The sequence below is a fragment of the Marinitoga arctica genome, assembly GCF_054657315.1.
The window spans coordinates 36892-44600 of the sequence record NZ_BAAHYY010000016.1 but is presented as its reverse complement, the minus strand read 5'-3'; the positions used below and the strand labels follow the sequence as shown (position 1 = coordinate 44600).

The 7709-nt window shown below is 24.2% G+C and carries 11 protein-coding genes; 6 read left to right on the top strand and 5 right to left on the bottom strand.

Going from position 1 to position 7709, the window contains the following annotated elements:
- On the bottom strand, positions 1–195 hold a 195-nt coding region (locus ACYQ44_RS05940), incomplete at its 3' end, for an SDR family NAD(P)-dependent oxidoreductase (RefSeq protein ID WP_459995942.1).
- A gap of 224 nt (positions 196–419) precedes the next feature.
- Here ACYQ44_RS05940 and ACYQ44_RS05935 point away from each other — a divergent pair.
- Positions 420–1199: an alpha/beta fold hydrolase gene (locus ACYQ44_RS05935; protein WP_459995941.1), complete on the top strand. Its 780-nt coding sequence runs from the start codon at positions 420–422 to the stop codon at positions 1197–1199.
- On the opposite strand, the gene ACYQ44_RS05930 is transcribed toward ACYQ44_RS05935, so the two are convergent.
- From ACYQ44_RS05930 to ACYQ44_RS05915, 4 genes are all read right to left on the bottom strand, one after another.
- Complete coding sequence (locus tag ACYQ44_RS05930) at positions 1196–1768, bottom strand: LysO family transporter (RefSeq protein ID WP_459995939.1); 573 nt, start codon at positions 1766–1768, stop codon at positions 1196–1198. The two genes, ACYQ44_RS05935 and ACYQ44_RS05930, sit on opposite strands and share 4 nt — an antisense overlap.
- Positions 1765–2040 (bottom strand): LysO family transporter, encoded by a 276-nt coding sequence (locus tag ACYQ44_RS05925; protein WP_459995937.1) that lies wholly within the window; start codon positions 2038–2040, stop codon positions 1765–1767. Before ACYQ44_RS05925 ends, ACYQ44_RS05930 begins: the two co-directional genes overlap by 4 nt.
- An 83-nt stretch (positions 2041–2123) precedes the next feature.
- Positions 2124–2768: a DUF6115 domain-containing protein gene (locus tag ACYQ44_RS05920; RefSeq protein ID WP_459995935.1), complete on the bottom strand. Its 645-nt coding sequence runs from the start codon at positions 2766–2768 to the stop codon at positions 2124–2126.
- Positions 2765–3370 (bottom strand): DUF4897 domain-containing protein, encoded by a 606-nt coding sequence (locus tag ACYQ44_RS05915; RefSeq protein ID WP_459995934.1) that lies wholly within the window; start codon positions 3368–3370, stop codon positions 2765–2767. The genes ACYQ44_RS05920 and ACYQ44_RS05915 overlap by 4 nt, the downstream gene beginning before the upstream one ends.
- A 191-nt stretch (positions 3371–3561) precedes the next feature.
- Between ACYQ44_RS05915 and trpS the strand changes: the two genes are divergently transcribed.
- From trpS to ACYQ44_RS05890, 5 genes are read left to right on the top strand one after another with little or no spacing between them, the layout of a single operon-like run.
- Positions 3562–4539, top strand: a complete 978-nt coding sequence (trpS, locus tag ACYQ44_RS05910; protein WP_459995933.1) for a tryptophan--tRNA ligase — start codon at positions 3562–3564, stop codon at positions 4537–4539.
- Between the two features lie 6 nt (positions 4540–4545).
- Positions 4546–5223 (top strand): segregation and condensation protein A, encoded by a 678-nt coding sequence (locus ACYQ44_RS05905; protein WP_459995932.1) that lies wholly within the window; start codon positions 4546–4548, stop codon positions 5221–5223.
- A complete protein-coding gene (gene scpB, locus ACYQ44_RS05900) occupies positions 5213–5743 on the top strand; it encodes an SMC-Scp complex subunit ScpB (RefSeq protein ID WP_459995931.1) in 531 nt (176 codons plus the stop codon). Before ACYQ44_RS05905 ends, scpB begins: the two co-directional genes overlap by 11 nt.
- On the top strand, positions 5706–6449 hold the full coding sequence (locus ACYQ44_RS05895) for a pseudouridine synthase (protein ID WP_459995930.1): 744 nt from the start codon (positions 5706–5708) through the stop codon (positions 6447–6449). The genes scpB and ACYQ44_RS05895 overlap by 38 nt, the downstream gene beginning before the upstream one ends.
- Before the next feature lie 36 nt (positions 6450–6485).
- Positions 6486–7535, top strand: a complete 1050-nt coding sequence (locus ACYQ44_RS05890) for a hypothetical protein (protein WP_459995929.1) — start codon at positions 6486–6488, stop codon at positions 7533–7535.
- Positions 7536–7709 lie beyond the last annotated feature (174 nt).

Here is a 7709-nt window from a genome sequence, read left to right as displayed (position 1 = left end):
TCCTTCTCTATCTGTTACATCTAATTTATATCCTTTTACATTATTATATTTTTCTTCTATTTCTTTTAATGCTTCTTCATTTAAATCACATGCATATACTTTTTTTGCTCCTTCTTTTGCAAATTTTTCTACCATTGCTCTTCCTATCCCTCTTGCTCCTCCTGTTACTATGCATACTTTACCCTCTAATCTCATTATCTTGTCCTCCTTTTAATATGAATCACTTCTCATAAATTATGAATCACTTCTCATTTTAACTCTTTTTACAAATAATAAAAAATATATTTATGTTAGTTTACGTTTTATTATTTGTAATCTAAGCAAAATATTTGATTTTACATATAAAAATTGCAATATTTCTATTTTGTAAATATTTAATTTTTACGATATAATATTTAAAAAAATGAGAGGTGATTCACATGTTTGATAAATCAGGTATTTATTACGAGGTTCGTGGAGATGGAGAACCATTAATACTATTAAACGGAATAATGATGAGTACTATAAGCTGGAAGGAACATGTAGAAGTTTTAAAAAAATATTTTAAAGTAATAGTATATGATATAAGGGATCAGGGAAAATCAAGTAAGTTGAAAGAAGGATATAATATTTCCATTCATGTAGAAGATTTATATCATCTCATTAAACACCTAAATTTAGAAAGTGTAAATTTATTAGGTTTATCTTATGGCGGTCAAGTTGCTGAATTATTTGCTTTAAAATTTCCACAATATATTAAAAAGTTAATTTTATCTAATACTACTTATAAAGTTGATAACTTTTTAGCTTCGATTGGAGAATCATGGAAAATAGCTGCTAAAATGTATGATGGAGAAAAATTTTTTGATTTGGCTTTACCTTATATTTACTCGAAAACATTTTATAATGATAATTTAAAATGGTTAATGAATAGAAGAAAATTATTCAAAGAATTATTAACTAAAGAGTGGTTTGATAGTTTCTATAGATTAGCATCATCTAATATAAATTTTGATATAAGTGACGAATTGGAAAAAATTAAAAATGAAACATTACTAATCGCAGCAGAAGAAGATATTTTAACTCCTATTGCAGACATGAAATATATAAATGAAAAATTAATAAATTTTGATTTGATTGTTATAGAAAATGCAGGACATGCAGCATTTTTGGAAAAATCTCACTTATATTGTAATATTATAAAAGGATTTTTGATTTAAAAAATAAGTGTAATTAAAATTGGAATTACAACAGAAAGTATTACTCCCTGACCAAAACTTATAAGTACTTTATCTCTATTTACGCTCTTAGAAACTATTCCAAGAAGTGTATCCATTGATGGAGCCCCTGCTATTCCAATAGCTCCATGTTGAGAAATTTTAACATATAGTGGTATAAAAAGAATTCCCAAAATTTCCCTAAAAACATTCGATAAAAAAGCTACAGCACCAAGAAATGGAGAATATATTGAACTTATCATAACACCTGAAAGTGAATACCATCCCATTCCCGCAGCTGCTCCCATGGCTTCTTTAAAATTTAATTGTGTAAAAAACGAAACGAAACCTCCAAAAACAAGACTCCCTATAATTACTAAGAACGATTGAATAAAAATTATTTTTAAACTGATTTTTAATTTTAAAAGAATTTTTTCTTCTGAGCCTATATCAACACCTACAGAAAAAACAAGTGCCATAAGCAATAGTGTAATTAAGTTATCAGGAATATTAATATTAATAAAATATCCGCTTATTATACCAGCAACTACAGAAGATATTAATAATATCATTTTTCATCATCTCGATTTAAAAAAAGTTTCTCATAAATAGTTGGTAATAATGCACTACCTATAATTGCAAAAAATGCTATTATAAATGAAAGATAACCTATTTCAGAAAGTTGTTTTATAAGATTTTTATCTGAACCTAGTTCAAAACCCATAAAGAATAACAATAACACTGTTATAATAGTAACAATATTCCATTTTTTTAAAATTTTTAATTTTTTTCCTATTCCTAAAATAAAACCAAATATAAATGATATTAATATTAAATAAAGCATTATCTCACCCCACATTATAAAAAGCAGCAACATTAGTTGTTACACGCATTATTCTACTATTATATTTTATTAAAAATTTTTTATTAATTATGATTTTTATAATATAAATCTATTATTAATTTTATTTCACCAGACCCCTTATCTAACATTTTTGCTATTTCATTTATGCTCATACCTTTATTATAATATTCGATAATTTTTTCTTTTAAGATTTGTTCAGGACTTTTATTTTTTTCTTCTTTTGATTCATTTTGAATATCTGAAGAATTTGAATTTTTAAAACTATTTTGAAGATAATAATATTCATTCCTCACATTTTTCTTTTCTTTACGATTTATTGGCTCTGGAATTTCTATTTTCTCAGAATCAACTGACGAAAAATGTGACTTTTCTTTTTTTACTCTTTCAAATGTTTTAATTCTTTTTAACTCATCATTTTTCTTTTCTAAATCTGTTAGCATTGAAAAAGATTTCATATATGCTTCATCTGCATCTTTTATCAATTGATCTAAAATTTCTATCTTGTTATCTAACGCTCGTAGCCTTGAAGAAGTTATTTTTTGAAATCTAGCAAGCAAAGTATTAGATTGATCTTCTATCGATGAATCAATTGATATAGAAAAATTATTAAATTTTCTCCATAAGGATATTAATAAAGAAAGATTAATTAATGAAACTATTGATAAAATAATTAACCATATAAAAATAATAAAAGTTACCATTTTCATTTCCTTTCTAGAGTAATTTTAGGAAATTGTATTTCTCCTGTATTTTTCCATAATAAATAATTTTCATTAATTTCACTAGGATTTGGAATAACTTCAATAAATTCCCAATTTTCAGGTTTATAAATATATAAAGTAGCATTATTTAAATTAATTTTTTGATCCGGCAAAGAAAATTCGTATTTATTGCCATCAAGTTTTTGTACAAAGCCTTTAATTTGAGATTTTTCTATTACATTTATTATATAACCATCACTTACTGAAACTGTGGATTGGACACTTATTAATTCAAATTGTCTCCCAGTTTTTTTTGTTAAATTATTTATAAAATCTTCATATACTTTTCGTTTTTCTGAATCTGGTTTTTTATAACTGGATAATAAATTATTATATGATTTCTCATCTTTAGCTTGTACACTAACTTCAGATAACATAATAACATTTTCATTGTCCTGAATATAATAATAATTATCATTTTTCACTATGTCAAAATCAACTCTAGCATTTTTCGCCATAAAAATATTTATTACACTAATTCCTGCTATAAATATTAATGCTATTATAATGAAATTTGTTGAACCTCTTCTTTGCGATTTTTCTGACATTTAAATACCTCCTCAAAATAAATTTAATCAAATAATTTAATTGCATCTTTATTATAAAGCATTTTATAACTAATGTCAAATTTTAAATTTATTGTATAATCTAGTAATGATGGTATAATCTTAATCAGATATACTATAAAATGTGTTAAAATATAAAAAGTAAAAAGTATAAAGATAAAGGAGGAATTTAAGTGAGAATATTAAGTGGTATGCGTGCAACAGGAAAATTACATTTAGGGCATATTTTAGTTTTAGAAGATTGGAAAAAACTTCAAGATGATGGTCATGAAACTTATTTTTTTGTTGCTGATTGGCACGCTTTAACTACTCATAAAGAAGAAAGCGATAAAATATATCAATCTACTCTTGATATAGTCAGAGGATATTTAGCGGCTGGAATTGATCCTGAAAAATCTGTTGTTTTTGTACAATCTGCAATTAAAGAACATGCTGAACTATATTTATTATTTAATATGCTTGTTTCTGTAAGTCGTTTAGAAAGAATTCCTACCTACAAAGAATTAAAAGAAAATTTATCAAACAGAGATTTATCTACAGCAGGATTTTTAACTTACCCTGTTTTACAAACAGCTGATATTTTAATATATAAAGCTACCGGAGTACCTGTTGGTGAAGATCAGGTTTATCATATTGAACTAAGCAGAGAAATAGCTAGAAGATTTAATAATTTGTATAAAGAAGTTTTTCCTGAACCCGAACCAATTATAACAAGAATTCCCAAATTGCCTGGAACTGATGGAAGGAAAATGTCTAAAAGTTATGGGAATATTATAATGATAGATGAAAATTCAGACAGTTTAAAGAAAAAGATTATGCCTATGATGACAGATCCTGCTAGAATGAGAAGAACTGACCCAGGAGATCCTGAAAAATGTCCAGTTTGGGATTATCATAAAGCATTTACGCATAATGAAGAAGAACTAAATTGGGTAGTAAATGGTTGTAAAAATGCTGAAATAGGCTGTGTTCAGTGTAAAAAGGTTTTATTAAAAAACATGGAAGAACAATTAAAACCAATTTGGGAAAAATATGCAAAAATTTCTGATACTGATGTTTTAAATGTTATCCACGAAGGAAATAAAAAAGCCTCTTATGTTGCTAAAAAAACTTTAGAAGAAGTTCGGGAGGCTATGAATCTTAGGTGGTGAAAAATTATGTTTTCAGATTTAAAAATTGAATTAGATATATTTTCTGGCCCTTTTGAGGTTTTAGTTCAGCTTATTAAAGAAAAAAAAATACCTGTTAAATTATTATCTGTCTCAAAAATTGCTGATATATTCAATAACTATATTGAAAAAAATTTTGATAATCTTGATGATATTGGAGAATTTTTAAGAATTGCTTCTTACTTAACATTATTAAAATCCAAAGAACTATTACCGCGTTCAGAAGAGGATAAAGAATTTACCCGAGAGAGAAATACACTTTATAATATTATTGAAGATTATGAAAAAATAAAAGAAGCTATCGAAAAATTACAAAAAGATTTTGGAAAAAATTCTACCAAGAAACCTGTAAAAATAAAATCATCACGATTTGATAAAAATAAAATATATGAACAATTAGAACTTTATATGCAAGACTATATCCAAATACAGCAAAAATTAGAAATATTAAGAGAAGGATTTACTGTAGAAGAAGCTATCGAAAAACTAAAAAACAAAGATAGATTTACTTTAAAAGATTTATATATTATATCTGACAAGAGAAGACTAACTTTTATAGTATATTTTCTCGCATCATTAGTTTTGGTAAGAAATGGTTTACATATCATTAATGAAAACTACGAATTTATAAAAAACAATGAAGAGGTGTCAACAAGTGCAGGATAAGCATCTTATGCCTATTATAGAAGCAATGCTTTTTTCAAAAACTAATGGTTTTTCTGCAAAAGAAATAGCTGAAAAATTAAACGAAACAGAAGAAAAAATAAATTCTGTTCTTATAAAAATATGGGAACATTATAATTCTGAAATACATGGTATAGAATTAGAAAACTTTGAAGGAAAATATAGATTTACAATAAAAAATGAAATTAAATCTATTTTAAATCCTAAACCTAGAGTTTTTTCTTTAACTGAATCACAATTTGAAATATTAGCTATATTATTGTTAAACGGTCCATCATCTACTACAGAAATAGAAAAATCTAGAGGAAAATCATCTTACCACCAAATAAAAAAATTATTAGAAATGGGATTAATAATAAAAAGAAGAAAAGAAAATTCAAAAAATAGATATTTATATGATTTATCAGAAATATTTTTTGAATTATTACCAGAAAAAACTATAAATGAATTAAGAGGTGCTAAAATTGATAAAGCTTCAAACATTTCTTCAGAAAATAGGTAAAGGCTCAAGGAGAGAAATAGGTAATTTAATTATTTCAGGAAAAGTGAAAGTTAATGGTGAAATTATAAGAGAACCTTGGTTTAAAATTGTTGAAGAAGATATAATCGAAATTCATGGGGAAAAAATATTGGTTAAAAAATTTCTAACTAAAATCAATAATTATGTATATTATTTAATCCACAAACCGGTGGGATATTTATCTGCCTTAAAAGATGATAGAGGAAGGAAAACCATATCAGATCTAATTGAATCAAAAATAAAGGAAAAAGTTTTTCATGTTGGGAGATTAGACTATAACACTTCTGGATTAATGTTATTAACTAATGATGGGGATTTAGCTAATTTATTATTACATCCTAAGCATAAAATATATAAGACATATAAAGTATTATTAAATAAATTTATAAAAAAGGAAGATTTAAAAAAATTAGAAGAAGGAATTATAATTGAAGGCGGATATAAAACTCAACCTGCAAGAATTGAGAAAGTTCAAAAAAAAGGAAAATATTCTGAAATTACTTTAAGTATACATGAGGGTAAAAAAAGACAGATTAGATTAATGTTTAAATCTTTAGGATATAATGTAATGAAATTAAAAAGAATAAAATTTGGTCCTTGGACAATTGATGAAGTTAAAAACCCAGGTGATATTAAAAAAATTGATAAAAAAAAAATAGAAATATTTAAGGAATATTTAAAAAAATAAGAATTAATGATCCTATTTTATATAAGGAATGATATTATGAAAATGAAATTAATTTTAATATTTTTTTTTGTAATTATTATTTTGTCTTCATGCATTAAAAATAATAATATAATAGAAGATACAAATTTTTCTGATTTAACAAATAATCAGAAAAATTTGTTAATTCGTTTAATTGCTACTGGTTACAATAAGGGTGGAAATTATAATTTTGAAGAACTAAAAGAATTATCTAACGATATTAATTATAAATATGATGATGATGTATTAGAGTTTTATAAATATTTTACTGGTGAAATAAATAACACTATTAAAACAAAAAATATAGATAATGATCCACATTATGATCCAGATATTAAAAATTATATAAAAAATATAACAGAAAATCATTTTAATAATAATTCTTCAGAAGTATTTTTAATAGATTACTTTGATGAAAAAATACCAGTAAATTCTGATATAAATTTTTTTTATTTAAACCCCAAAATAATTGATTTATTTGAAAAACGAAATTTCTTAGTAGATAGAGTATATAAAAAGATAAAAGAATACTATTTCTCATCTTCAACCTTCAAACAATGGTTTGATTACTTTTATAAAGATAAGGCTTTAAATGATTCTGATATAAAAAAATATTCTGAATTTTTAGTTGATATAGTATATACTTATGTTAATTCAAATATTGAATTAAAAAGATTACATTATACATCTTCTGAATTGTATCCAAATATTATTAAATTAAATCATATACCAATAGAATTAATTTTGTCTATAATAATGAAAGAATCTAGATTTTTCCCTGGATCCTTTAGAGCTGAATTAGATAATAATGGTAATATATATGCTTTATCATTTGGTTTAACTCATATTCTTATTGACGCAAACTTTCTTGAAATACCAAACATTGGTGATGAAAACATAGGTGAAAGAAATTTTGATTTAATTTCTTATTTTTATTTAGGTAATAAAAGAAATGAAGAAACATATTTTTCTGATTGGGATTTAATTACTATTAGAGGATCTATACTATATGCTGTAATTTATCTAGATATGTTATATCAAAAAATAATTAAATATATTGAATATTAAATTATTTTCAGCTTCGTTCTACCTTCAGCAAACTATCCTTTTATTATATTTCTTTCTTTAATATATAATTTATACTAAAAGAGTAATTATTCCTCTTGACAGAGAAAAAAATTATGTTATAATTAAATAAAAGCGATAAACTTTAAAAATCTCTTTTTTTTTATATAAACATAG